The following is a 25,324-nucleotide window of genomic DNA, read 5'->3' as shown; positions in this document are numbered from 1 at the left end:
GTCTCGATGGGGTCTGCGACTACCAGCGGTAGTGCGCGAAGGCCTTGTTGGACTCGGCCATCTTGTGGGTGTCCTCGCGCTTCTTCACGGCCGCACCGAGGCCGTTCGAGGCGTCGAGAAGCTCGTTGAGGAGACGCTCGGTCATGGTCTTCTCGCGACGGGCGCGGGAGTAACCGACCAGCCAGCGCAGCGCGAGCGTGTTGGCACGACCGGGCTTGACCTCGATCGGAACCTGGTACGTCGCACCACCGACACGGCGGGACTTGACCTCGAGGGTCGGCTTGATGTTCTCAAGCGCGCGCTTCAGCGTGATGATCGGGTCGTTGCCCGTCTTCTCACGCAGACCCTCCATGGCGCCGTAGACGATGCGCTCGGCGGTGGAGCGCTTGCCGTTCAGCAGCACCTTGTTGATGAGCGACGTGACAAGAGGAGAACCGTAGACCGGGTCGATGATGACCGGGCGCTTCGGGGCGGGGCCCTTACGAGGCATTCTTACTTCTCCTTCTTGGCGCCGTAGCGGCTGCGGGCCTGCTTGCGGTTCTTGACACCCTGGGTGTCGAGGGAGCCGCGGATGATCTTGTAGCGAACACCCGGCAGGTCCTTCACACGGCCACCACGCACGAGCACGATGGAGTGCTCCTGCAAGTTGTGTCCCTCACCCGGAATGTAAGCGGTGACCTCGATCCCGCTGGTCAGACGCACACGCGCGACCTTACGCAGGGCCGAGTTCGGCTTCTTCGGGGTGGTCGTGAACACACGCGTGCAGACGCCACGACGCTGAGGGGAACCCTCGAGTGCGGGCGTCTTGTTCTTCTCGACCTTGTCCTGCCGGCCCTTACGGACCAGCTGCTGGATCGTAGGCACTACTTCTCCGGTTTCTGTGTGCCGAATGGTGAAGCTAACCTGGAACGTCGCCGACCCACGCGGTCGGGTGTGTCGAATCCGGCGGACTCCCGCCGTGAGGCGAAAAGAGCACAGATTGCGGTGGCCGCTCACAGCTCGTTATGCGGTTGAAGGCACGCACGAGAGCCAGGGCACACCCCAGGCACAAGGTCTGAGCGTACCTACCTCATTCGCTGCGGTCAAAACAAATGGACCTCGCCCGCATCGCCATACGACGGATGTCAAGACCACGCGACGGTTTTGATCTTCGAATCCACCGCCTGGCGAAGTCACCGGCGGCTCCACAGCCCCCTCAAGGGGCGCGGGGAACTGCGCGACCAGGCACGACGGCGCGGCACGCGAACGACGGCTGAACATCGCGGCACCTCCCAGCGCAGCGCCTACGCGGACACCGCGGCGGCCACGAGCATCAGCGTCAGCAGGACCGCCCAGGCCGCGTTCGACACCCAGCCGAACACCAGCCCGGTCAGGGCGAGCGCGTCACCGCCCTCCCCGGTCCGCCGTATCTCCGCACGGGCCGCGTGCCCGAGCACCACGGCCGGGATGCCGGTCAGCCCGAAGCTCACCAGACACAGCACACCGCAGACCGCGGAGCCGACCGCCTTGCCGTTGGTCTGCGGCCGGGCGACCGGCAGGAAGGTCCGGGGCACGGGCGTCACGGGTGCCGGCAGCGGCATCGGGCCCTGGGGCAGATCGGCGACGAGCAGGGCCAGCTCGCCGACCGTACGGGCCGTATAGGCGCGCGTGACACGCTTCTCGAACTCGGGCTGCTCCAGGCGTCCCTCGCCGTAGCCGGCCCTGAGCACGTCCACGGCCCGCTCGCGGTCGGCGTGCGAGGCGAGCATCGACGGTGTCGCCGGGGTGCCGGGCCCGGTCCACGGCTGCGGAACACCACCGCCCTGCCACGGCTGCCAGGGCTGCCACGACGGTTGCGCCATGGAGAGCACCTCCCCCGTACTGGTCGGAGTCTCTCCATGATGCGCCGAACCGGCCTTCCGGGCATCGGGGTCCACCCCGAGAAAACCCCGACACGTCCCCGGGCACGCCGAAGGGCGGCCACCCCGGGAGGTGACCGCCTTTCAGTGCGTCAGACGCACGCCTTACTGGTTGTACGGACCGTAGTCGTAGTCCTCCAGCGGAACGGCCTGGCCGGAGCCGGTGCCGAACGGCGAGTAGTCGATGTCGTCGTAGCCGACGGCCGAGTACATCGCGGCCTTGGCCTCCTCGGTCGGCTCGACCCGGATGTTGCGGTAGCGGGACAGACCCGTACCGGCCGGGATGAGCTTACCGATGATGACGTTCTCCTTGAGGCCGATGAGCGAGTCGGACTTGGCGTTGATCGCCGCATCCGTGAGGACTCGCGTCGTCTCCTGGAAGGACGCCGCCGACAGCCAGGACTCCGTGGCCAGCGAGGCCTTGGTGATACCCATGAGCTGCGGACGACCGGAGGCCGGGTGACCGCCCTCCTGCACCACACGACGGTTCTCGGTCTCGAACTTCGAGCGCTCGACCAGCTCACCCGGCAGCAGCTCGGCGTCGCCGGACTCGATGATCGTCACACGGCGCAGCATCTGCCGGATGATGATCTCGATGTGCTTGTCGTGGATCGACACACCCTGCGAGTTGTAGACCTTCTGGACCTCGCCGACCAGGTGGACCTGGACGGCACGCTGACCCAGGATGCGCAGCACGTCGTGCGGGTTGGTGGCACCCACGGTGAGCTTCTGGCCCACCTCGACGTGCTCGCCCTCGCTGACCAGGAGTCGGGCACGCTTCGAGATCGGGTACGCCGTCTCGTCGCTGCCGTCGTCCGGGGTGACGACGAGCTTCTTGGTCTTCTCGGTCTCCTCGATCCGCACGCGGCCGGTGGCCTCGGAGATCGGGGCGACACCCTTCGGGGTACGGGCCTCGAAGAGCTCGACGACACGCGGCAGACCCTGGGTGATGTCGTCACCGGCCACACCACCGGTGTGGAAGGTACGCATCGTCAGCTGGGTACCGGGCTCACCGATGGACTGGGCGGCGATGATGCCGACCGCCTCACCGATGTCGACCAGCTTGCCGGTGGCCAGCGAACGGCCGTAGCACATCGCGCAGGTGCCGACCTGGGACTCGCAGGTCAGGATCGAACGGGTCTTGACCTCCTCGACACCGTGGTGCACCAGCTGGTCGATGAGCACGTCGCCCAGGTCCACGTTGGCCGGCGCGATCACCTTGCCGTCGATGACGACGTCCTCGGCGAGCATGCGGGCGTAGACGCTGGTCTCGACGTCGTCCGCCTTGACCAGAACGCCGGCGGCGTTCTTCGAGGCGATCCGCAGCTTCAGACCGCGCTCGGTGCCGCAGTCCTCCTCGCGGATGATGACGTCCTGCGAGACGTCCACCAGACGACGGGTCAGGTAACCCGAGTCGGCGGTACGCAGGGCGGTGTCCGCCAGACCCTTACGGGCACCGTGCGTGGAGATGAAGTACTCCAGCACGGACAGGCCCTCACGGAACGACGCCTTGATCGGACGCGGGATCGTCTCGTTCTTGGCGTTCGACACGAGACCACGCATACCGGCGATCTGACGCATCTGCATCATGTTGCCTCGTGCACCCGAGTTCACCATCATGAAGATCGGGTTGGTCTTCGGGAAGTTGTCGTTCATCGCCTCGGCGACCTCGTTGGTCGCCTTGGTCCAGATCGCGATGAGCTCCTGCGTGCGCTCGTCCTTGGTGATCAGACCGCGCTCGTACTGCTTCTGGACCTTCTCGTCCTGCGCCTCGTAGCCGCGGACGATCTCCTTCTTCGCCTCGGGAACGACGACGTCGGAGATGGCCACGGTGACACCGGAACGGGTCGCCCAGTAGAAGCCGGACGCCTTCAGGTTGTCGAGCGTCGCCGCCACGATGACCTTGGGGTAGCGCTCGGCGAGGTCGTTGACGATCTCGGAGAGCTGCTTCTTGCCGACCTCGTAGTCGACGAACGGGTAGTCCTCGGGCAGCAGCTCGTTGAAGAGCGCGCGGCCCAGGGTCGTCCGCAGACGGAACGAGTCACCCTGCTGCCACTCCGGCTCGCCCTCCTCCTGCGCCGGCGGCATCCAGCCGCGGGGCGGGATGGTGCCGACCGGGAAGCGGATGTCGATCTTCGACTGAAGCGAGAGCTCGCCCGCGTCGAAGGCCATGATCGCCTCGGCCACGGACGCGAAGGAGCGGTCCTCGCCCTTGACGTTCCGCATCTCGGAGTCGGTGGTGAGGAAGAACAGACCGAGGACCATGTCCTGGGTCGGCATCGTCACCGGACGACCGTCGGCGGGCTTGAGGATGTTGTTGGAGGACAGCATCAGGATGCGGGCCTCGGCCTGCGCCTCCGCGGACAGCGGCAGGTGCACGGCCATCTGGTCACCGTCGAAGTCCGCGTTGAACGCGGTGCAGACGAGCGGGTGGATCTGGATGGCCTTGCCCTCGACCAGCTGCGGCTCGAAGGCCTGGATGCCGAGGCGGTGCAGGGTGGGAGCACGGTTCAGCAGAACCGGGTGCTCGGCGATGACCTCTTCGAGGACGTCGTACACGACCGTACGGCCGCGCTCCACCATGCGCTTGGCGCTCTTGATGTTCTGCGCGTGGTTCAGGTCGACCAGGCGCTTCATCACGAACGGCTTGAAGAGCTCCAGCGCCATGGCCTTCGGCAGACCGCACTGGTGCAGCTTCAGCTGCGGACCGACGACGATCACGGAACGCGCGGAGTAGTCCACACGCTTGCCGAGCAGGTTCTGACGGAATCGACCCTGCTTGCCCTTCAGCATGTCGCTGAGGGACTTCAGCGGACGGTTACCGGGGCCGGTCACCGGACGGCCGCGACGACCGTTGTCGAAGAGGGCGTCAACAGCCTCCTGAAGCATGCGCTTCTCGTTGTTGACGATGATCTCGGGCGCGCCGAGGTCGAGGAGCCTCTTCAGACGGTTGTTGCGGTTGATCACACGGCGGTACAGGTCGTTCAGGTCGGAGGTCGCGAAGCGGCCACCGTCCAGCTGCACCATCGGGCGAAGGTCCGGCGGGATGACCGGCACGCAGTCGAGCACCATGCCCTTGGGGCTGTTGCTGGTCTGCAGGAACGCGGAGACGACCTTGAGGCGCTTGAGCGCACGGGTCTTCTTCTGGCCCTTGCCGGTACGGATGATCTCGCGGAGCTTCTCGGCCTCCTCGTCGAGGTCGAAGGACTCCAGGCGCTTCTGCAGCGCCGCGGCACCCATCGAGCCGTCGAAGTACGTGCCGAAGCGGTCGCGCAGCTCGCGGTAGAGGAGCTCGTCGCCCTCGAGGTCCTGGACCTTGAGGTTCTTGAACCGGGTCCACACCTCGTCGAGGCGGTCGATCTCGCGCTGCGAACGGTCGCGCAGCTGCTTCATCTCACGCTCGGCACCCTCGCGCACCTTGCGGCGCACGTCGGCCTTGGCGCCCTCGGCCTCCAGCTCGGCCAGGTCGGTCTCGAGCTTCTTGGCGCGGGCCTCGAGGTCGGCGTCGCGACGGTTCTCGACCTGCTGACGCTCCACGGAGACGTGCGCCTCCAGGGAGGGCAGGTCGCGGGTACGGCGCTCCTCGTCGACGTACGTGATCATGTACGCCGCGAAGTAGATGACCTTCTCGAGGTCCTTGGGAGCCAGGTCGAGCAGGTAGCCCAGCCGGCTCGGGACACCCTTGAAGTACCAGATGTGCGTCACGGGCGCGGCCAGCTCGATGTGGCCCATCCGCTCACGGCGCACCTTGGCGCGAGTCACCTCGACGCCGCAGCGCTCACAGATGATGCCCTTGAACCGGACACGCTTGTACTTGCCGCAGTAGCACTCCCAGTCCCGGGTCGGACCGAAGATCTTCTCGCAGAAGAGTCCGTCCTTTTCGGGCTTGAGGGTGCGGTAGTTGATGGTCTCGGGCTTCTTGACCTCGCCGTGGCTCCACTGACGGATGTCGTCAGCGGTGGCCAGACCGATCCGGAGCTCATCGAAGAAGTTGACGTCGAGCACTATGCGTCAATCCCTCTCAGGGTTGTAAGTCTTGGGTCTGAAACGGGGGCCTGGGGGTCGGCGGGGCTCTGTGGTTCAGAGCCCCGCCGGACTCCCGTCAGACCTCTTCGACGCTGCTCGGCTCGCGCCGGGACAGGTCGATGCCGAGCTCCTCCGCAGCGCGGAAGACGTCCTCGTCGGTGTCACGCATCTCGATGGACATACCGTCGCTGGACAGCACCTCCACGTTCAGGCAGAGCGACTGCATCTCCTTGATGAGCACCTTGAAGGACTCGGGGATGCCGGGCTCGGGGATGTTCTCGCCCTTGACGATGGCCTCGTAGACCTTCACGCGGCCGGTGACGTCGTCGGACTTGATGGTCAGCAGCTCCTGGAGGGCGTACGCGGCGCCGTAAGCCTCGAGCGCCCACACCTCCATCTCACCGAAGCGCTGGCCACCGAACTGGGCCTTACCACCCAGCGGCTGCTGGGTGATCATGCTGTACGGACCGGTCGAGCGGGCGTGCAGCTTGTCGTCGACCAGGTGGTGCAGCTTCAGGATGTACATGTAGCCGACGGAGATCGGGTCCGGGAAAGGCTCACCCGAGCGACCGTCGAAGAGCCGCGCCTTACCGGTCGGGAGCACCATGCGCTCGCCGTCGCGGTTGGGGATGGTGTGCTGGAGCAGACCCGCGAGCTCGTCCTCACGCGCACCGTCGAAGACCGGGGTGGCGACGTTGGTGCCGGGCTGGACGCTGTCGGCGCCGATCACCTGGAGGCGCTGCGCCCACTCCTCGCCGAGACCGGAGACGTCCCAGCCGCGGCTGGCGAGCCAGCCGAGGTGGATCTCCAGGACCTGTCCCGGGTTCATTCGGGACGGCACACCCAGCGGGTTGAGGATGATGTCGACCGGGGTGCCGTCCTCCAGGAACGGCATGTCCTCGATCGGCAGGATCTTGGAGATGACACCCTTGTTGCCGTGACGGCCGGCGAGCTTGTCACCGTCGGTGATCTTGCGCTTCTGCGCCACGTACACGCGCACCAGCTGGTTCACACCGGGGGGAAGCTCGTCGCCCTCCTCGCGGTCGAAGACGCGGACGCCGATGACCTTGCCGATCTCGCCGTGCGGCACCTTCAGCGAGGTGTCACGGACCTCACGGGCCTTCTCACCGAAGATCGCGCGCAGCAGGCGCTCCTCCGGCGTCAGCTCGGTCTCGCCCTTGGGCGTGACCTTGCCGACAAGGATGTCTCCGGCGACGACCTCGGCACCGATCCGGATGATGCCGCGCTCGTCGAGGTCGGCGAGGACCTCCTCGGAGACGTTCGGGATGTCCCGGGTGATCTCCTCGGGGCCGAGCTTGGTGTCACGGGCGTCGACCTCGTGCTCCTCGATGTGGATCGAGGAGAGGACGTCGTCCTGCACGAGGCGCTGCGACAGGATGATCGCGTCCTCGTAGTTGTGACCCTCCCACGGCATGAACGCCACGAGCAGGTTCTTGCCCAGCGCCATCTCGCCGTTCTCGGTGGCCGGACCGTCGGCCAGGACCTGGCCCTCGATGATCCGGTCGCCCTCGTTGACGATGACCTTCTGGTTGACCGAGGTGCCCTGGTTGGAACGGGCGAACTTGGCCAGGCGGTACGTGATGTACGTGCCGTCGTCGTTGGCGGTGGTGATGTAGTCCGCGGAGACCTCCTGGACCACACCCGCCTTCTCGGCCTTGACCACGTCGCCGGCGTCGACGGCGGAGCGGTACTCCATGCCGGTGCCGACGAGCGGGGACTCGGACTTGATGAGGGGCACGGCCTGACGCATCATGTTCGCGCCCATGAGGGCACGGTTGGCGTCGTCGTGCTCGAGGAACGGGATCATGGCGGTCGCGACCGACACCATCTGGCGCGGCGAGACGTCCATGTAGTCCACGTCGTCACCGGCGACGTAGTCGACCTCGCCGCCACGACGGCGGACCAGGACGCGGTTCTCGGTGAAGCGCATGTCGTCGTTGAGCGTGGCGTTGGCCTGCGCGATGACGAAGCGGTCTTCCTCGTCGGCCGTCAGGTAGTCGACCTCGTCGGTGACCTGACCGTCGACGACCTTGCGGTACGGCGTCTCCACGAAACCGAACGCGTTGACGCGGCCGTAGGAGGCGAGCGAACCGATCAGACCGATGTTGGGGCCTTCGGGCGTCTCGATCGGGCACATACGGCCGTAGTGAGACGGGTGCACGTCACGGACCTCGAAGCCGGCCCGCTCACGGGAGAGACCACCCGGGCCAAGAGCCGACAGGCGGCGCTTGTGGGTGAGACCCGACAGCGGGTTGTTCTGGTCCATGAACTGCGACAGCTGGCTGGTGCCGAAGAACTCCTTGATGGAGGCGACGACCGGCCGGATGTTGATCAGGGTCTGCGGCGTGATCGCCTCGACGTCCTGAGTCGTCATGCGCTCACGGACGACGCGCTCCATACGAGCCAGACCCGTGCGGACCTGGTTCTGGATGAGCTCGCCGACGCTGCGCAGACGACGGTTGCCGAAGTGGTCGATGTCGTCGGTCTCGACGACGATCGTCTGGCCGTTGTCGGCGGCCGTCTCGGTCTCACCGGCGTGCAGCTTGACCAGGTACTTGATCGTCGAGATGACGTCCTCGACGGTCAGGACGCCCGCGTCGAGCGGAGCCTCCGCACCCAGCTTCTTGTTGACCTTGTAGCGGCCGACCTTGGCGAGGTCGTAGCGCTTGGGGTTGAAGTACAGGTTCTCGAGGAGCGTCTGCGCGGCCTCACGCGTGGGGGGCTCGCCCGGACGCAGCTTGCGGTAGATGTCGAGCAGCGCGTCGTCCTGGCCCTGGGTGTGGTCCTTCTCCAGGGTGGCGCGCATGGACTCGTACTCGCCGAACTCCTCCAGGATCTGCTCGGTCGTCCAACCGAGAGCCTTGAGCAGAACGGTCACGGACTGCTTGCGCTTGCGGTCGATGCGCACACCGACCATGTCGCGCTTGTCGATCTCCAGCTCCAGCCAGGCGCCCCGGGACGGGATGACCTTGGCGGAGAAGATGTCCTTGTCGGACGTCTTGTCGATGGAGGAGTCGAAGTAGACACCGGGCGAACGGACCAGCTGCGACACCACGACACGCTCGGTGCCGTTGATGACGAACGTGCCCTTGTGCGTCATGAGCGGGAAGTCGCCCATGAAGACGGTCTGAGACTTGATCTCGCCGGTCTCGTTGTTGGTGAACTCTGCCGTCACGAAGAGCGGGGCCGCGTACGTGAAGTCACGGTCCTTGCACTCGTCGATGCTGTTCTTCGGCGGCTCGAAACGGTGGTCGCGGAACGTCAGCGACATCGACCCGGAGAAGTCCTCGATCGGGGAGATCTCCTCGAAGATCTCCTCGAGGCCGGACTTGGTGGGGACGTCCTGACCGGACTCCAGAGCCGCCTCGACCCGACTCTGCCAGGCGGTGTTCCCGAGCAGCCAGTCAAAGCTCTCGGTCTGCAGCGCGAGCAGGTTGGGAACCTCGAGGGGCTCCTTGATCTTTGCAAAGGAGATGCGCAGCGGGGCGGTGCTGGCGCCGTTGTTCGTATTCGCGGTCGAGGCGTTGCGCGAGGCGGCCAAGAGGGGGTCCTTCCGAGGGCTCGGACTCACTACGCGCGTACCGGCCCCTCACCGGCGCACAGAGACAGGTGTTTCCTTCTCCAGCCAAAGAATGGCCAGGTCAGGGATGGTCCGGTCATCGGTGCTCAAGCGAGGGCATGCCCCTGGTGACGGGCAGGGGACAGCTAACAGGCAGCGCAAAGGGTCAGTGTAGCCACTTGGCACACTGATGTCCAGTGCGGGTTTTTCGCGACCCTCGTTGCTCTCAACGCCCTCGGCCTGCTTGCCCTCAATGCACGTTGATACTGCCCTCTTCGTCGCCGATCCATGCCTCGGATTCGGATCCTTGTGGCGACGCGTCCTGAGAATTGCGCGCTGCGTGCGGTTCGTCAAGGCCCCCATGCCCGAACCCTGGGGGCCCGGAGACACGACGAAGATCACCATACCCGCCGTCGAAGCGGGCGCAAGGCAACCGTGGCCGCGCCCCCAGGAACGCCGAAGAGCGACCACCCGAATGGATGATCGCTCTTCGGTGCGACTGCGTTACAGCCTCAGGAGGCCGGATTCTGCAGCGCTACGGCCGTACTCGGCCGAGAGGTGTTACTTGACCTCGACGGAGGCGCCGGCGCCCTTGAGGGACTCGGCAGCCTTCTCCGCGGCCTCCTTGGCGACCTTCTCGAGAACGGGCTTCGGGGCGCCGTCCACGAGGTCCTTGGCCTCCTTCAGACCCAGGGAGGTCAGCTCACGCACGACCTTGATGACCTGGATCTTCTTGTCGCCGGCGCCGGTGAGGATGACGTCGAACTCGTCCTGCTCCTCAGCGGCCTCGGCCGGGGCGCCGGGGACGGCGGGACCGGCAACGGCGACGGCCGCGGCGGCGGTGACGTCGAACTTCTCCTCGAACGCCTTCACGAACTCGGAGAGCTGGATGAGGGTCATGCCCTCGAACTCGGCGAGCAGTTCGTCCTGGGTGAGAGCCACGATGGCTTTCCTTCCACTAATTCGGCTGGTGCCGGATGTACATGTCTGGCGGGCGTACGCTCGGCCCGCTACGACCACTGCCTCAGGCGGACTGCCTCAGGCGGCGATCATGATGCGAGCCGAATTACTCGGCACCGCCCTGCTCGGCCTGCTTGGCACGAAGCGCCTCCGCGGTGCGGACGAACTTCGACGGGAGCGCCTGGAAGACCTGGGCAGCCTGCGTCTGCTTGGCCTTGAAGGCACCCGCCAGCTTGGCGAGCAGAACCTCGCGGGACTCGAGGTCCGCAAGCTTCTTGATCTCGTCGGCGGACAGCGCCTTGCCGTCAAGGACACCGCCCTTGATGACGAGGTTCGGGTTGTCCTTGGCGAAGTCACGAAGACCCTTCGCCGACTCCACCGGGTCACCGGTGACGAAGGCGACCGCCGTCGGACCGTTGAACAGGTCGTCGAGCGTCGAGATCCCGGCCTCGTTGGCCGCAATCTTGGTCAGCGTGTTCTTCACCACGGCGTACTGGGCGTTCTCACCGAGCGAACGACGCAGCGTCTTGAGCTGCGCCACGGTGAGACCCCGGTACTCGGTCAGCACGGCGGCGTTCGAGCTGCGGAACTGCTCCGTCAGCTCGGCTACCGCGGCAGCCTTGTCGGGCCTTGCCATGAGCGTCGGCCTCCTTCCGGGTGATGACGACCGCTCAGAAGGGGCTGGGGAAAACGAAACGCCCCGGCGCAGGCGCACGGGGCGTAGCTCGACCGGGTATTCGCAGCGCGAGCAGCGAACTCCGGGAGCACTTCCACAGTCACCTGCGCGGGTCGTCCGCGGTTCAGCGGATCCTTCGGCCACCGCGCCCTCTTGCAAGCACACGGCAACGACCAGCGGTCTTTGGCTTCTGTAGGAGAGTACGGGACACGGTCACCGTCAGGCAAATCGGTCCCCGCGGCCGTCGGCTCCCCCTACTTCTCCAGCGGTTTCCGCAGGTCCGCGGTGTCGCCGGGGCGGGGTGCACGGATCGTCACCGGCTTGCCGTAGTCGAGGAAGGTGACGGTGAGATCGAGCTCACCGTGCCGTCCGAAGCCCTGGGTGCGCAGCCGTCTGACGCGGTCGTCGCCGTCGATCCAGACGTCCAGGGTGAGCTCGTCCACCCCGGCCTTCTCGTACTGGTCGAGGCTGCGCCCGCGGCCCTCACGGGCGGCCTTGTCCTCGACCTCGTCGAGCGCTGCACGCAGCTCGTCGACGGCGGCCGTGCCCGTGTAGTGCGTGGTCCCGGTCCCGTCGATCTTCTCGTCGCCGACCCGTTTCGCGTCCGGTGCGCCGGCCAGGAAGGCGGCCTCACGGGCCGGGTTGCGGGTGACCGAGTCGCGCAGGGCGCCGACGTCCATGCGCAGGCCGCCGTGCGTGGTGAAGTGGGCGGCCGGGCCGTAGCTGATCCAGTGCCGGCCGCCCATCTCCTCGACCATGTCGCCGGTCGCGCTGCCGTACAGCACCCCGTCGACCAGGCGGAGCTCGGTCTCGCCCCGCTCGGCGCCGCCCAGGTCGGCCGTCCTCAGACTGGCCGTCACCGGCTTCGTGCGGACGGTTCCCTCGTCAGCTATGCGTCCCCGCTCCGGGAAGCGTCCGGTCACCTTGTAGTGCAGCGACGTGACGCCCTCGGTCTTCTCCACGGCCCTGGCCACGGCGTCGGCGGCCGAGGCACCCGAGGCGTCCTGGTCGGGGCCCGCTCCGCCCGCGCAGCCGGCGAGGAGCAGCGCGGCGGCGGGCACGGCGGCACGTACGGAAAGCCTCATCCTTTTCCCCCAAGGAACGCTCGGCCGGCGCCGACGAGCGCACAGCAAGATCGGGAGCGTAGCCTCAAGAACCCCGAACGGTCCTGCGAATACTCGGCCGTGCCCGGCTCACGAGGTGCCGCCGAGGGCCCCTTCCTCCAGCAGGTCCTCCAGGTCCGCGGTGTCCCCGGCCGGAGGCTTCTCGACGGTGGCCTTCACGCCGTAGTCGCTGTAGTACGCGGTCTGGGTCAGCTGCCCGGTGGCCGTGCGGCCCTTCTCGACCTTCTTGACCAGCAGGTCACGGTCGTCGACCCATATGTCGACGGTCTGCGAGGTGGCGCCCGCGACCCGGACCGTGCCGGAGTAGCGCGTGGTGCGCTCGCCGCTCACGGTCTCCTCCCCCACCTTGCGTACGTCCGTGGAGGACAGCAGCAGCTTCACCGAGGTGTGCGGGACGGTGCCGCGCATCTGGTCGGCGAGATCGGCGCCGGAGCTGCCGGCGAGGCGCTCCAGGTCCTCGTAGGCGTACTTGATCCAGTGTTTGCCGTCGGTCTTCTCGGCGAACGCCTCGCCCATGCGGGCGTAGTAGGCGTCGGGGAGATAGCGAGCCTGCATCGAGGTGGTGCCGAGGCGGCGCATCGTCTCGGCCGTGGTGCCGCCGGTGTACGTGATCGTCAGGGCGCCGGTGAGGCCGTCGTGCCAGGCGAGGGTGCCGTGGGCCTTCATGGACAGGGCCGAGCCCACCGTGGTCGTGGAGCGGACGCGTGCCGATTCGGCTCCGTCGGTGGAGCGCTCGACGGTGCGCAGGGCGGCCGTCACCGCGCGGGAGGGCGTCGGGCGGTCCCGGTCCCCGGAGCGGTCGGAGGAGGTGCAGGCGGCCGAGGCCGTCAGCGCGGTCAGCAGCGCGACCCAGAACGCCGACCGGCGCGCCCTCGTACTCGTCATCCGTCCCCCCTGAGCGAATCCCGTGAATGCACGTTAACCCAGGGCACTGTCAGACGGGGGCGGCAAAGGGGACGGGCCCCGCACCCGGGAAGGGTGCGGGGCCCGTCGTCGAGCCTGGTGAGCCGTTGGCTCAGACCGCGGCCGGGTCCTCCTCGACGAGGAGGTTGCGGGTGCGGTTCGGGTCGAGCGGAATGCCGGGGCCCATCGTGGTGGTGATGGCGGCCTTCTTGATGTAGCGACCCTTGGCGGCGGACGGCTTGAGACGGAGGATCTCCTCCAGCGCGGCGCCGTAGTTCTCCACCAGCTTGGTGTCGTCGAAGGACGACTTGCCGATGATGAAGTGCAGGTTCGAGTGCTTGTCGACGCGGAACTCGATCTTGCCGCCCTTGATCTCGGTCACGGCCTTGGCCACGTCCGGGGTCACGGTTCCGGTCTTCGGGTTCGGCATCAGACCACGCGGGCCGAGGACACGGCCGAGGCGGCCGACCTTGCCCATGAGGTCCGGGGTGGCGACGACGGCGTCGAAGTCCAGGCGGCCCTTCGAAACCTCGTCGATCAGTTCGTCGGAGCCGACGATGTCGGCGCCCGCGGCCTCCGCGGCCGCAGCACGGTCACCGGTCGCGAAGACCAGGACCCGGGCAGTCTTGCCGGTGCCGTGCGGCAGGTTCACGGTGCCACGGACCATCTGGTCCGCCTTGCGCGGGTCGACACCCAGGCGGAAGGCGACCTCGACGGTGCCGTCGAACTTGGTCGTGGACGTCTCCTTGGCGAGACGGACGGCCTCGAGCGGGGCGTAGAGCTTGTCCCGGTCGACCTTGGCGTCCGCAGCGCGGAGAGACTTGCTGCGCTTGCTCACTGCTGCTCCTGTGTTGTCTTAGGAGTTGTGGTCCGGGCCGAGCAGGCCCCGCCACTCACTTCTGCTGGGGAGGTTGAGGTCAGCCCTCGACCGTGATGCCCATGGAACGGGCGGTGCCGGCGATGATCTTGGACGCGGCGTCCAGGTCATTGGCGTTGAGGTCGGGCATCTTCGTGGTGGCGATCTCGCGGACCTGCGCCTCGGTGATCTTGGCGACCTTGGTCTTGTGCGGCTCGCCGGAGCCCTTCTCGACACCAGCGGCCTTGAGGATCATCTTCGCGGCCGGCGGGGTCTTGGTGATGAAGGTGAAGGAACGGTCCTCGTAGACCGTGATCTCCACCGGGATGACCCAACCGCGCTGCGACTCGGTCGCGGCGTTGTAGGCCTTGCAGAACTCCATGATGTTGACGCCGTGCTGGCCCAGCGCGGGGCCGACCGGCGGAGCCGGGTTGGCCGCACCGGCCTGGATCTGGAGCTTGATGAGCCCCGTGACCTTCTTCTTCTTGGGAGGCATGCTCTCTCCGGGTCCTTAGTGAGAGGTGATCCGCCGCCATCCGTACCGTGGGCCACCTAGAACGGTGAACGTCCGGATCATCCGGATGGAGGCATACCGCACAACGATAACGGGTAACGCGTCAGGGCCAAAACCGGCAGCTCAGGCCGCTGGTCGCCCGCCCCCTGACAGCGGTCGGCCCCAGCGGTCCGTGCCCCGGACAGGAACGGACCCCGGCCGTCGCGCGTCGGCCGGGGCCCGCATGGGGCTTGAGCGGGGTCAGCAGCGCTTGGCCGTGGTGGCCTGGCCCGCCACCGGGTCGCCGGGGGCGCGCAGCGTCCCGATGGCCGCGGTGCACTCGCTGACCGTGTCGGCGGGGAAGGACCAGAACTCCTGGCTGTTGGTGGCGTTCCACCAGTCCTGGCCGACGACCTCGTCACGGGCGTAGCTGTAGACGCCGGTACTGACGTCGTAGTCCTTGATCTTGTCGCGGAAGCTCTGCCAGACCCAGACGTAGCCGTAGTTCGCCTTGCACCTGGGCGAGTAGAACTGCTTCACCGAGGCGGCGTGCGCGCCACCGCGGTTGATGTAGGCAGTGGCGCCGATCTGGTAGGCGTCCGAACAGACGCCGGCGGCCTGCGCCTTGGCGCTCAGCGGGTTGCCCGCCTCGGACGGGGCGGCCGAACGGGCGGTCTGCTTCTGCTTGTTGGGAGACGGGGCGGGTCCGGTGCCGGCGACCGCGGAGGTCGTCGGCAGCAGGACGCAGGCGGACGCGGCCGCCACGACCAGGAGGGTGCGAGTGCGCATGAGGAAGTTCCCCCTACTTCTGGGTCGTCACTTCTGAGTCGGCGCGGGCAGCGATCAGCGCAGCACAAACCGCCACAAAGAGTTGGGGATCACCATGAAGAACGCTGTCCACGCGTTTCGGTCATCAAGTCAGACCGGCCGGGGAGCCCGATGGTTGTGGTGCAACACACATTTATTGAGAAGCCACCGGGAACGCGGCCGGCACCCGCCCCGCCGCGTACGACGAAAGGGCCTCCCACCGGCGGAATCCGCCAACGGGAGGCCCTTCGTCGAGAGCTGCTGTACCGCTAGTTCTTCTGGATCTGGTCGAAGGAGAGCTCGACCGGCGTCTCGCGGCCGAAGATCTCCACGAGGCCCTTGACCTTCTTGGAGTCGGCGTTGATCTCGTTGATCGTGGCCTGCAGCGTGGCGAACGGGCCGTCGGTGACGGTGACCGAGTCGCCGACCTCGAAGTCCAGGACCTGGACCTCGACCTTGCGCTGCGGGGCGGGCTTGCCCTCGGCCTCGGCGGCCTCGCGGGCGGCCTTCTCCTCGGCCTCCGGGGCGAGCATCTTCACGATCTCGTCCAGCGTCAGCGGGTACGGGTCGTAGGCGTTGCCCACGAAGCCGGTGACGCCGGGGGTGTTGCGGACGACACCCCAGGACTCGTTGGTGAGGTCCATACGGACCAGGACGTAACCCGGCAGCTTGTTCTGCTTGATCGTCTTGCGGTCGCCGTTCTTGATCTGGACGACCTCTTCCTGCGGCACCTCGGCCTGGAAGATGTAGTCCTCGACGTTCAGCGAGACGGCGCGCTGCTCCAGGTTGGTCTTCACGCGGTTCTCGTAACCGGCGTAGGTGTGGATGACGTACCACTCGCCGGGCAGCGTGCGAAGTTCCTCGCGCAGGGCGGCGATGGGGTCGACCGGCTCGGTCTCCTCCTCGACGGCCTCTTCCGCGTCTTCGGCGTCCTCGACGTGCAGCGCGGCCTCCTCGGCCGGCTCGCCCGCCTCGGCGTCGGCAACCTCGACCTCGTCCAGGTCCTCGTCCGCGCCCTCGACGATGTCGAGCTCGTCTTCCACGGACTCGTCCGGCTCGACGGCGTCGTTCAGGTTCTGGTCAGACACGGTGGCTGCTTCTTCCTGGATACATAGGGGTGGAACATGCGAAAGGGGCGCCGGTAACCAACGGCGCCCTTCGCTCTCGGCTCAGCCAAAAACGTACTTGGCAGCGTGGTCGAGCCCATAGTCAATCACGGTCACCAGGGCGATCATGACGACGACGAAGAAGATCACCACGGTGGTGTACGACGTCAGCTGATTACGCGTCGGCCAGACGACCTTGCGAAGCTCCGCGACGATCTGGCGGTAGAAGAGGGCAAGCCGCTTCAGCGGGCCCTTCTTCGCGCGCTTGCCGCCCTTGCGGGCCTTCTTCTTCTCCTGCGCCTCATCCTGGGCGTCAGGCGTATCGATGGAGCCCACGGCGTCCGCCATCCGTCCTCACCTGATCCCGGGTCGTGGCCGTGCCGCGCCCGGTCTGAGCCGCACGGCGTTGCAATGCTGTACGTACATGCGCACACATCCTGGCGAAGGTGTGTGTAGCAGGGCCGGAGGGACTTGAACCCCCAACCGCTGGTTTTGGAGACCAGTGCTCTACCAATTGAGCTACGACCCTTTGTGTGTCCCCCAACGTACCGCATCCGGTCGAGTGCTCGCTGTGCACTGTGCGACTGCGGGCTGCTGAAGGCCAACGAGGTGAGAGTGTACGTGGTCCGGGGCGCGCCGTCGAACAGAAAGTGCCCGATGGGGGCTTGATAGGCGAAAGATCGCCAGGGGTCGGACGGTGCCGCGACGCAAGATCGCCCAGGCCGAGGGCCGGATCCGGACGGATGTTCAGTCGATGTTCAGTCCGTGAAACCCGCGTGCCGCGCGCGTTTCCTGTCTGAAACGATGGGGCCCATGAGCGCTGCAACCCCTCCGACCGAGCGCCGGGTCTCCGCCCGAGTCGGCGCGATCTCCGAGTCCGCCACTCTCGCCGTGGACGCCAAGGCCAAGGCCCTCAAGGCCGCCGGGCGTCCGGTGATCGGCTTCGGCGCCGGTGAGCCCGACTTCCCGACGCCGGACTACATCGTCGAGGCCGCCATCGAGGCGTGCAAGAACCCGAAGTTCCACCGCTACACGCCGGCCGGCGGTCTGCCCGAGCTGAAGGCCGCGATCGCCGCGAAGACGCTGCGCGACTCCGGCTACGAGCCCGACGTCTCGCAGATCCTCGTCACCAACGGCGGCAAGCAGGCCATCTACGAGGCCTTCGCCGCGATCCTCGACCCGGGCGACGAGGTCATCGTCCCGGCGCCGTACTGGACGACGTACCCGGAGTCGATCCGCCTCGCGGGCGGTGTCCCGGTCGAGGTCGTGGCCGACGAGACCACCGGCTACCGCGTCTCCGTGGAGCAGCTGGAGGCGGCCCGCACCGAGCGGACGAAGGTCGTCCTCTTCGTGTCGCCGTCCAACCCGACCGGCGCCGTCTACACCGAGGCCGAGACCGAGGCGATCGGCCGCTGGGCCGTCGACAACGGCCTGTGGGTGCTGACGGACGAGATCTACGAGCACCTCGTCTACGGCGAGGCCGCCGCGGTCTCCCTGCCTGGGCTGTTCCCCGAGCTGCGCGACAAGTGCATCGTGGTCAACGGTGTCGCCAAGACGTACGCCATGACGGGCTGGCGGGTCGGCTGGGTCATCGGCCCGAAGGACGTGGTGAAGGCCGCGACCAACCTCCAGTCCCACGCGACGTCGAACGTCTCGAACGTGGCGCAGGTGGCCGCCCTCGCCGCCGTCTCCGGCGACCTGGACGCGGTCGCGAAGATGCGTGAGGCCTTCGACCGCCGCCGCAAGACGATCGTGCGGATGCTCAACGAGATCGACGGCGTGGTCTGCCCGGAGCCCGAGGGCGCCTTCTACGCGTACCCGTCGGTCAAGGCCCTGCTCGGCAAGGAGATCCGCGGCAAGCGCCCGCAGAGCAGCGTCGAGCTGGCCGAGCTGATCCTGGAGGAGGCCGAGGTCGCGGTCGTCCCGGGTGAGGCGTTCGGTACGCCGGGCTATCTGCGGCTGTCGTACGCGCTCGGTGACGAGGACCTCGTCGAGGGCGTGAGCCGCATCCAGAAGCTGCTCGCGGAGGCCACGGACTGACGTCCGCCTTCCGCCCGTGGGGCCGCCTCCGGTTTCGGAGGCGGCCCCATTTGTTTGTGCGAGCAAGACCACTAAAGGGGAAACCGCTACCGGGACGGCGCGGACGTGCGGCAGGATCCTGGAATGGAGCGTGTACGTGATGTCTCTGAACTGCCGAAAGCCCATCTGCACCTGCACTTCACCGGCTCGATGCGGCCGACGACCGTGCTGGAACTGGCCGACAAGTACGGTGTGCGCCTGCCCGAGGCCCTGACCGACGCGCTGACCAGTGGGGAGCCCCCGAAACTGCGGGCGACGGACGAGCGCGGCTGGTTCCGCTTCCAGCGCCTGTACGACGCGGCCCGCTCGTGCCTGCGGCAGCCGGAGGACATCCAGCGCCTGGTGAGGGAGGCCGCGGAGGAGGACATCAAGGACGGCTCGGGCTGGCTGGAGATCCAGGTCGACCCGACGTCGTACGCGCCCCGGCTGGGCGGTCTGATCCCGGCGCTGGAGATCATCCTGGACGCGGTGGAGACGGCGTCGCGGGACACGGGCCTCGGGATGCGCGTCCTGGTCGCCGCGAACCGTATGAAGCACCCGCTGGACGCCCGCACGCTGGCGCGGCTCGCGGTGCGGTACGCCGACCGCGGGATCGTCGGCTTCGGGCTGTCGAACGACGAACGCCGGGGCATGGCACGGGACTTCGACCGCGCTTTCCACATCGCCCGCGAGGGCGGCCTGCTGTCGGCCCCGCACGGCGGCGAGCTGACCGGCCCGTCCTCGGTCCGTGACTGCCTGGACGACCTGGACGCGCACCGGATCGGGCACGGCGTGCGGGCGGCGGAGGACCCGCGGCTGCTGAAGCGCCTCGCGGACCGGGGCGTGACGTGCGAGGTGTGCCCCGCCTCGAACGTCGCCCTCGGCGTCTACGAGAAGCCCGAGGACGTCCCGCTGCGGACCCTGTACGACGCGGGGGTGCCGATGGCCCTCGGCGCGGACGACCCCCTGCTGTTCGGCTCGCGGCTCGCCGCCCAGTACGACCTCGTGCGCCGCCACCATGCCTTCACGGACGAGGAGTTGGCGGAACTGGCCCGGCAGTCGGTGCGCGCGTCGGCCGCGCCCGAGGAGGTGAAGGGCAAGCTGCTGGCGGGGGTGGACGACTGGCTCACCCAGCCCGTTTAGAACCGGCTCACCCCGGTCGTCGTCCTGGCCGCCTCTCTCACCGGGCCGGCGGTCAGTCGGCGATGCCTGCGAGGAGCGTGCGGGCCAGCCGGGCGGCGAACTCGTCCACCGGCGGCCGTACCGCCTCCCTGGTCGCGTCGTAGGCGAACGCCCGCTGTGCGCAGGCGCCCATCAGCAGCGAGGCCGCCGCGAACGTGTCCGCGTCCGTGCGGACCCGGCCCAGCTCCTGCTCGGCCCGCAGGTAGGTGTCGAGCTCCTGGATCGGCACGTGCGGGCCGGCCCCCATCTGCCGTACGGCGTCGTCGTGCCGCCGCTTGAGCTCGGTCTGCGCGTACAGCGACGCGGCGATCGGGAAGCTCTGCTCGTAGAACAGCGCGGCCTGGCGGGCGATCTCGGTGAGGTTCTCCTGAAGGGAGTGCCGGCCGGGCTCGGCCGCGAGGCCGCTGAGCAGGGGGCGCAGCGGGGGCAGCCGCTCGGTGAGCACCTGGATGAAGAGTTCCTCCTTGCTGGCGAAGTGCTTGTACAGCGCCGCCTCGGAGCACCCGGCCGCCCGCGCGATCTCCTTCGTCGTGGCCCGCGCCAGCCCGACGGTGAGCATCAGGTCGTGGGCGGCGTCGAGCAGTCGAACGCGGGTGGGTCGGTTCTCCATGAAACGTCCAATCGCCCTTGACGGGTGGGTGAGTACTTACTCACTCTAGAGGAGATGGGGGTGAGTGAATACTCACCCACCCAATCTCACCCACACGGGAGAGCTCATGAAACTCACCGTCTTCGGTGCCACGGGAGGCACCGGCAAGGAGATCGTCCGCCAGGCGCTGGACGCCGGTCACGAGGTCACCGCCGTCGTACGGGACCCCGCCCGCTTCCCCGTCACCGGCGAGCGGCTGGAGGTGTTCCGCGCGGATCTGACCGACCCGCAGGCGCTGCGCCCCGCCGTGGCCGGACGGGACGCGGTGCTGTCCGGGCTCGGTGCCCGCAGCCGCAAGGACGCCGGGATCGCGGCGCGTCTGACGCGTACGGTGCTCGGCGCGCTCGAGGCCGAGGGGGTGCGGCGGCTGGTCGTGGTGAGCGCGGCGCCGGTCGGCCCCGAGGCGGAGGGCGACGGTTTCGTCGACCGGGCGGCGCGCGGCATCGTCTCGGCGGTCCTCAAGGACATCTACGCCGATCTGCGGGAGATGGAGGCCGAGTTGGCCCGCAGCTCCACGGAGTGGACGTCGGTGCGGCCGCCCCGCCTCCAGGACAAGCCGCTCACCGGCTCGTACCGGAAGGTCGTGGGCGGGTTCCCGGTCCGGGGCCGCTTCCTGGGGCGGGCCGATGTGGCGCACGCCATGCTGGCGGCGGTCGACGACCAGGCCACGGTGAAGCAGGGCGTGGGCGTCGCCTACTGAGGCCGCCCACGGCCGCCGAAGCCCCGCGCGGGTGCGCGCTACAGGCTGACGCCGACCGTCACCGGCTCGTTGACCAGCGTGATGCCGAAGGTCTCGCGGACGCCGGCGACGACCTCGCGGGCGAGCGCGAGGAGGTCCTCGGTGGTCGCCTCACCGCGGTTGGTGAGGGCGAGGGTGTGCTTGGTGGAGATGCGGGCGGGTCCCGTGCCGTACCCCTTGGTGAAGCCGGCCTTGTCGATGAGCCAGGCCGCGGAGGTCTTGGTGTGCCCCTCCCCCGCCGGATAGGCGGGCGGCTCGGTGCCGTCCCCGAGGTGCTCGCGCACGCGTGCGTGGAACGCCGCGAACTGCTCGGCGGTGAGGATCGGGTTGGTGAAGAACGATCCGGCCGACCAGGTGTCGTGGTCCTCGGGGTCCAGGACCATGCCCTTGCCGCTACGGAGCTTCAGCACCGTCTCGCGGGCGGCGGCCAGCGGCACGCGGTCGCCGACCTCGACGCCGAGGGCGCGCGCGGTCTCGGCGTACTTCACGGGGGCGGAGAGCCCGTCGGCGTCCTCCAGCCGGAAGCGGACGCGCAGGACGACGTAGCGCTCGGGGTCGGCCTTGAAGCGGCTGTGGCGGTAGGAGAAGGCACAGTCGGCGTTCGGGATGACGACCGTCTCGCCGGCCCGGCGGTCGTACGCGATCACCTCGGTGATCGTCGAGGAGACCTCCTGGCCGTAGGCGCCGACGTTCTGGATCGGCGTGGCGCCCGCGGAGCCGGGGATTCCGGCGAGGCACTCGACCCCGGCGAGCCCTGCCTCGACAGTGCGGGCGACGGCTTCGGTCCACACCTCGCCGGCGGCCAGTTCGAGCGTGGTGCCGTCCAGCTCGAAGCCCTTGGTGGCGATGACGAGTGCGGTGCCCGCGAAGCCCTTGTCGCCGATGACCAGGTTCGATCCGCCGCCGATGAGCAGCAGCGGGGTCCCGGCGGCGTCGGCCTCGCGCACGACGTCGATCACCTCGGCGTCGGAGGTGGCGGTGACCAGACGGGTGGCGGGGCCGCCCAGCCGGAAGGTGGTGAAGGGGGCGAGGGGGGCGTCGTGGAGTTCCTGCACGCGCTCAAGACTACGAGACGGCACCGACAGCCCCGGCACCCCTGTGGAGTGCCGGGGCCGATGCGCGCTCCACGCGCGCGTGCCGTTCACGTCAGCCGCCGGAACGCCTCCGTCCAGTCGAGCGGGAGATCGTCCCCGGGCACCTGCCAGGTGGCGAACTTCGCGTCCCGCATCTGCGCCGCCAGCCCGCGTGAGGTGGGGGCGTGCGTGCCGGAGCGGGCGAAGTTCTTCAGCGCCGCGGGCGATTCCCAGGCGGACAGCGTCCAGAAGGTCCGCTTGAAGGGCTCGGCCTTCAGGGAGGCGCCGTACGCGCCGGGCGCCCGGCTCACCTGCCACCACACGCCCGGCGTGCGGGCGAGGAAGCGGAACGCTCCCCAGAGGGTGCGGGTCTCGAAGCGGGAGGCGAAGACGTGCGCCTCGCTGCCGGGCGGTGCGGGGTTCGGAACGGTCCAGGGAAGGGTGGGCATGACTGCTCCTCGTGTCCTCGTGTCCTCGTGGTCCGTATTCGGTGCCGTCGATGAAGTGGAGCCAGGGCGGGCTGGATCAGCCGGCGGCCGTCTCCAGCACCCGCTCCGGGGCCTGCTCGGCCGGGTTCCCTGCCACCTCGGCCCGCCGTCGCGACGGGATGATCAGGGCCGCGACGCCGGCGAGGGCGACGACGCCGGCGCCGGTGACCAGGGCGGGCCGCAGACCGTCGACGAAGCTCTGGCCGGTCTCGTAGCCGCCCTGCGCGGAGAAGATCGACGCCATGACGGCGATGCCGAGCGCGCCGCCGACCTCGCGCAGTGCGTTGTTGGCGCCGGACGCGATGCCCTGTTCGGAGGCGCGGACGCTGGACATGACCAGGTGGGAGGCCGGGGCGAAGAACAGGGCCATGCCGACGCCGCTGATGATCAGGCCGGGCAGCTGGGCGGCGTAGGAGACGTCGACGGTGACCACGGAGGCCATGTACGCGAGCCCCGCGGCCTGGAGGAAGAGGCCGGTGGCGACGACGGGTCGGCCGCCGATGCGGTCGGCGAGGATGCCGGCGATCGGCGCGACCAGCATCGGCATGCCGGTCCACGGCAGCATTCGCAGGCCCGCCTCGGTCGGCGAGTAGCCGAGCACGCCCTGCATGTACTGGCTGAGCAGGAAGATCGACCCGAACATGCCGAGGAACATCAGCATGCTCGCGGCGTTGATCCCGGAGAACGCCCGGGAGCGGAACAGCCGCATCGGCAGCATCGGGTTCTTGGCGCGGGTGCTGTAGATGACGAATCCGACGAGCAGCGCGCCCCCGGCGAACAGGCCGGTCAGCACCAGACGTCCGGTCCAGCCGTCGGCGGGGCCGCGTACCAGGCCGTACACGATCCCGAAGAGGCCGCCGCTGGCGAGCAGGGTGCCGGGGATGTCGAGCCGGGCGCCGGTGCCGTGCGACTCGGCGAGGCGCAGGCGGGCGAGCGGCAGCAGGGCGATGCCCAGCGGAACGTTCAGCCAGAAGATCCACTGCCAGGAGATGTGCTCGGTGAGGCTGCCGCCGATGAGCGGCCCGGACGCGATCGCGAGCCCGTTGACGGCACCCCAGATGCCGTACGCCATCCCGCGCTTGGCCGCCGGCACGGCTGCCGTCAGCAGGGTCAGCGTCAGCGGCATCATGATCGCCGCACCTGCGCCCTGCACCGCGCGGGCGGCGATCAGGGAGTCGATGCCGGGCGCGAGGGCCGCGGCGGCGGACGCGACGGTGAAGATCGAGATACCGACGAGGAAGAGCCTGCGGCGGCCGAAGCGGTCACCGAGGGCCGCGCCGAACATCAGCAGGACGGCGAAGGTGAGTGTGTACGCACTCACCGTCCACTCCAGGTCGTGCAGCCCTCCGCCCAGGTCCTCACGGATGGAGGGCAGTGCGGTGGTGACGACGAGGTTGTCGAGCGCGGCCATGAACCCGGCGACGCTGGTGATGACGAGGGCCCATACGGCCCCGCCCGGGCGGGCTGCCCGCGCGTTCTGATCGGTGTGGTGTGACATCGCTCCCCCTGGGGTGATGCGTTCCGCTTACATGGATAGTTATCGATCACTAACTTTGGCGGCGATAAAAAGACAGGGTGACCCTCGCCACCCCGCTCCTACTCCCGCTCCTCGTCCCGCCCCGCCGGGTCCATCCCCGCCCAGACCCGGTGATCCGGCGGAAAACCCATGGCCACCAGGCAGTTGATGAGCATCCCGTACGCCATGAAGGTCGTCGTCTCGCCGACGTCGGCCCCCAGCGGCAGATGGACGGTGTCCCACAGCCGGGTCCAGCCGGCCCGCACCGCCTCGCCGAACTCGTGGTCGCCCTCCTGCTCGGCGGCCGCGACGGCGAGGTACATCTGCATCTGCATCATCAGCCGCTCGGGCTCTTCCGAGACGACCCTCCGGTAGGCGTCACCCATGGCGTGCAGGGCCTCTTCGCCCTCCACCCCTTCGGCGGCGTCCTCGAACATCCGGATGGTGTCCTCCACGCAGCGTTCGGCCGCCGCGAGGAAGATCGCCTTCTTGCCCGGGAAGAGCCGGAAGAGATACGGCTGCGATACACCGACCCGCTTGGCGATCGCCTCCGTGGACGTGCCGTGGTAGCCGCCGCGGGCGAACTCGGTCATCGCCGCACGGACGACACTCTCGCGCCTCTCCTCTGCACTCATCCTGACCATGGAGACTAAGTTAGTACTCAATCACTAACTAGGCAAAGGGCGGGCCTCCAGGAATGTGTAAGGGGCGCCCCACCATGGAGAACGCCCCTTACCTCACGGCACGCGCGTGCCGTTCACGCGAGCTGTACGACCGCCCGGGACATGCCGAGCACCTTGCGCCCCTCGAAGACGACGGTCAGGTCCACGCGGACCTTGTTGTCGTCGAGCAGGGCAGCGACCTTGCCGCTGACCTCGATCGTGGCGCCCTGGTCGTCGTTCGGCACGACGACCGGCTTGGTGAAGCGGACGCCGTACTCGACGACCGCCGCCGGGTCGCCGGTCCAGTCGGTGACCACACGGATCGCCTCGGCCATGGTGAACATGCCGTGCGCGATGACGTCCGGCAGCCCGACCTCCTTGGCGAACTTCTCGTTCCAGTGGATCGGGTTGAAGTCCCCGGAGGCGCCCGCGTACTGGACGAGCGTGGCACGGGTCACGGGGAAGTTCTGGGCGGGCAGCTCGGTGCCGACCTCGACGTCACCGTACGCAATCTTCGCGGTCATGACG

General features: G+C 68.3%; 23 protein-coding genes and 1 tRNA gene. 3 read left to right on the top strand and 21 right to left on the bottom strand.

All coding sequences use genetic code 11. The features are described from left to right. Positions 1–19: 19 nt before the first annotated feature. From rpsG to PGH47_RS25260, 15 genes are all read right to left on the bottom strand, one after another. Positions 20–490, bottom strand: a complete 471-nt coding sequence (gene rpsG / locus PGH47_RS25330; protein WP_003992340.1) for a 30S ribosomal protein S7 — start codon at positions 488–490, stop codon at positions 20–22. 2 nt (positions 491–492) lie between these two features. Next, a complete protein-coding gene (gene rpsL, locus PGH47_RS25325) occupies positions 493–864 on the bottom strand; it encodes a 30S ribosomal protein S12 (protein ID WP_003948652.1) in 372 nt (123 codons plus the stop codon). Positions 865–1,283: 419 nt separating this feature from the next. Further along, on the bottom strand, positions 1,284–1,841 hold the full coding sequence (locus tag PGH47_RS25320) for a DUF1707 and DUF4190 domain-containing protein (RefSeq protein WP_126900986.1): 558 nt from the start codon (positions 1,839–1,841) through the stop codon (positions 1,284–1,286). A 162-nt stretch (positions 1,842–2,003) separates the two neighbouring features. Then, positions 2,004–5,903 (bottom strand): DNA-directed RNA polymerase subunit beta', encoded by a 3,900-nt coding sequence (locus PGH47_RS25315; RefSeq protein WP_271665347.1) that lies wholly within the window; start codon positions 5,901–5,903, stop codon positions 2,004–2,006. Positions 5,904–6,000: 97 nt separating this feature from the next. Beyond that, positions 6,001–9,486, bottom strand: a complete 3,486-nt coding sequence (gene rpoB, locus PGH47_RS25310) for a DNA-directed RNA polymerase subunit beta (protein ID WP_271665346.1) — start codon at positions 9,484–9,486, stop codon at positions 6,001–6,003. Between the two features lie 579 nt (positions 9,487–10,065). Then, complete coding sequence (gene rplL / locus PGH47_RS25305; protein WP_093746978.1) at positions 10,066–10,449, bottom strand: 50S ribosomal protein L7/L12; 384 nt, start codon at positions 10,447–10,449, stop codon at positions 10,066–10,068. A gap of 121 nt (positions 10,450–10,570) precedes the next feature. After that, positions 10,571–11,101: a 50S ribosomal protein L10 gene (gene rplJ / locus PGH47_RS25300; protein ID WP_030944759.1), complete on the bottom strand. Its 531-nt coding sequence runs from the start codon at positions 11,099–11,101 to the stop codon at positions 10,571–10,573. A gap of 293 nt (positions 11,102–11,394) precedes the next feature. Next, positions 11,395–12,225, bottom strand: coding sequence for an LppX_LprAFG lipoprotein (locus tag PGH47_RS25295; protein ID WP_271665345.1), 831 nt, complete (start codon positions 12,223–12,225; stop codon positions 11,395–11,397). A gap of 108 nt (positions 12,226–12,333) precedes the next feature. Next, the gene (locus tag PGH47_RS25290) at positions 12,334–13,149 is read right to left on the bottom strand and encodes a hypothetical protein (protein ID WP_271665344.1); all 816 of its coding nucleotides are present in this window, start codon (positions 13,147–13,149) and stop codon (positions 12,334–12,336) included. Between the two features lie 130 nt (positions 13,150–13,279). Then, a complete protein-coding gene (rplA, locus tag PGH47_RS25285; protein WP_269637569.1) occupies positions 13,280–14,005 on the bottom strand; it encodes a 50S ribosomal protein L1 in 726 nt (241 codons plus the stop codon). Positions 14,006–14,084: 79 nt separating this feature from the next. Then, positions 14,085–14,519, bottom strand: coding sequence for a 50S ribosomal protein L11 (rplK, locus tag PGH47_RS25280; protein ID WP_016645192.1), 435 nt, complete (start codon positions 14,517–14,519; stop codon positions 14,085–14,087). A gap of 258 nt (positions 14,520–14,777) precedes the next feature. Next, positions 14,778–15,305, bottom strand: a complete 528-nt coding sequence (locus PGH47_RS25275; protein ID WP_271665343.1) for a hypothetical protein — start codon at positions 15,303–15,305, stop codon at positions 14,778–14,780. A gap of 287 nt (positions 15,306–15,592) precedes the next feature. Then, on the bottom strand, positions 15,593–16,411 hold the full coding sequence (gene nusG, locus PGH47_RS25270; protein ID WP_030955319.1) for a transcription termination/antitermination protein NusG: 819 nt from the start codon (positions 16,409–16,411) through the stop codon (positions 15,593–15,595). Between the two features lie 81 nt (positions 16,412–16,492). Next, complete coding sequence (gene secE / locus PGH47_RS25265) at positions 16,493–16,777, bottom strand: preprotein translocase subunit SecE (RefSeq protein ID WP_030955320.1); 285 nt, start codon at positions 16,775–16,777, stop codon at positions 16,493–16,495. Positions 16,778–16,885: 108 nt separating this feature from the next. After that, positions 16,886–16,958 (bottom strand) — tRNA-Trp (locus tag PGH47_RS25260). 284 nt (positions 16,959–17,242) lie between these two features. On the opposite strand from PGH47_RS25260, the gene PGH47_RS25255 reads away from it, so the two are divergent. Together PGH47_RS25255 and PGH47_RS25250 are read left to right on the top strand one after the other, a co-directional pair. Next, positions 17,243–18,469 carry a pyridoxal phosphate-dependent aminotransferase gene (locus PGH47_RS25255; RefSeq protein WP_271665342.1) on the top strand — a complete coding sequence of 409 codons (1,227 nt, stop codon included), beginning with the start codon at positions 17,243–17,245 and terminating at the stop codon, positions 18,467–18,469. Positions 18,470–18,592: 123 nt separating this feature from the next. Next, positions 18,593–19,630, top strand: coding sequence for an adenosine deaminase (locus PGH47_RS25250; RefSeq protein ID WP_271665341.1), 1,038 nt, complete (start codon positions 18,593–18,595; stop codon positions 19,628–19,630). A 52-nt stretch (positions 19,631–19,682) separates the two neighbouring features. Here the strand turns inward: PGH47_RS25250 and PGH47_RS25245 are convergent, their stop codons facing one another. Next, positions 19,683–20,279, bottom strand: coding sequence for a TetR/AcrR family transcriptional regulator (locus PGH47_RS25245; RefSeq protein ID WP_271665340.1), 597 nt, complete (start codon positions 20,277–20,279; stop codon positions 19,683–19,685). 106 nt (positions 20,280–20,385) lie between these two features. Here PGH47_RS25245 and PGH47_RS25240 point away from each other — a divergent pair, with 106 nt between their 5' ends. After that, entirely contained in the window at positions 20,386–21,018 is a 633-nt protein-coding gene (locus tag PGH47_RS25240; protein ID WP_271665339.1) for an NAD(P)-dependent oxidoreductase, read from the top strand. 38 nt (positions 21,019–21,056) lie between these two features. Here PGH47_RS25240 and PGH47_RS25235 read toward each other — a convergent pair whose 3' ends face one another. The 5 genes from PGH47_RS25235 to PGH47_RS25215 form a co-directional block, all read right to left on the bottom strand. Beyond that, positions 21,057–22,112: a UDP-N-acetylmuramate dehydrogenase gene (locus PGH47_RS25235; protein WP_271665338.1), complete on the bottom strand. Its 1,056-nt coding sequence runs from the start codon at positions 22,110–22,112 to the stop codon at positions 21,057–21,059. Between the two features lie 86 nt (positions 22,113–22,198). Then, complete coding sequence (locus tag PGH47_RS25230; protein WP_271665337.1) at positions 22,199–22,579, bottom strand: DUF3291 domain-containing protein; 381 nt, start codon at positions 22,577–22,579, stop codon at positions 22,199–22,201. 76 nt (positions 22,580–22,655) lie between these two features. Further along, positions 22,656–24,116: an MFS transporter gene (locus PGH47_RS25225; RefSeq protein WP_271665336.1), complete on the bottom strand. Its 1,461-nt coding sequence runs from the start codon at positions 24,114–24,116 to the stop codon at positions 22,656–22,658. Between the two features lie 98 nt (positions 24,117–24,214). Further along, a complete protein-coding gene (locus PGH47_RS25220) occupies positions 24,215–24,778 on the bottom strand; it encodes a TetR/AcrR family transcriptional regulator (protein WP_271665335.1) in 564 nt (187 codons plus the stop codon). 113 nt (positions 24,779–24,891) lie between these two features. Beyond that, complete coding sequence (locus tag PGH47_RS25215; protein ID WP_271665334.1) at positions 24,892–25,320, bottom strand: MaoC family dehydratase; 429 nt, start codon at positions 25,318–25,320, stop codon at positions 24,892–24,894. Positions 25,321–25,324: the final 4 nt, after the last annotated feature.

The sequence above is a fragment of the Streptomyces sp. HUAS 31 genome, assembly GCF_028198125.1.
GTDB classification, from domain to species: Bacteria; Actinomycetota; Actinomycetes; order Streptomycetales; family Streptomycetaceae; genus Streptomyces; species Streptomyces chartreusis.
This window is presented reverse-complemented; position numbering and strand designations above follow the sequence as displayed.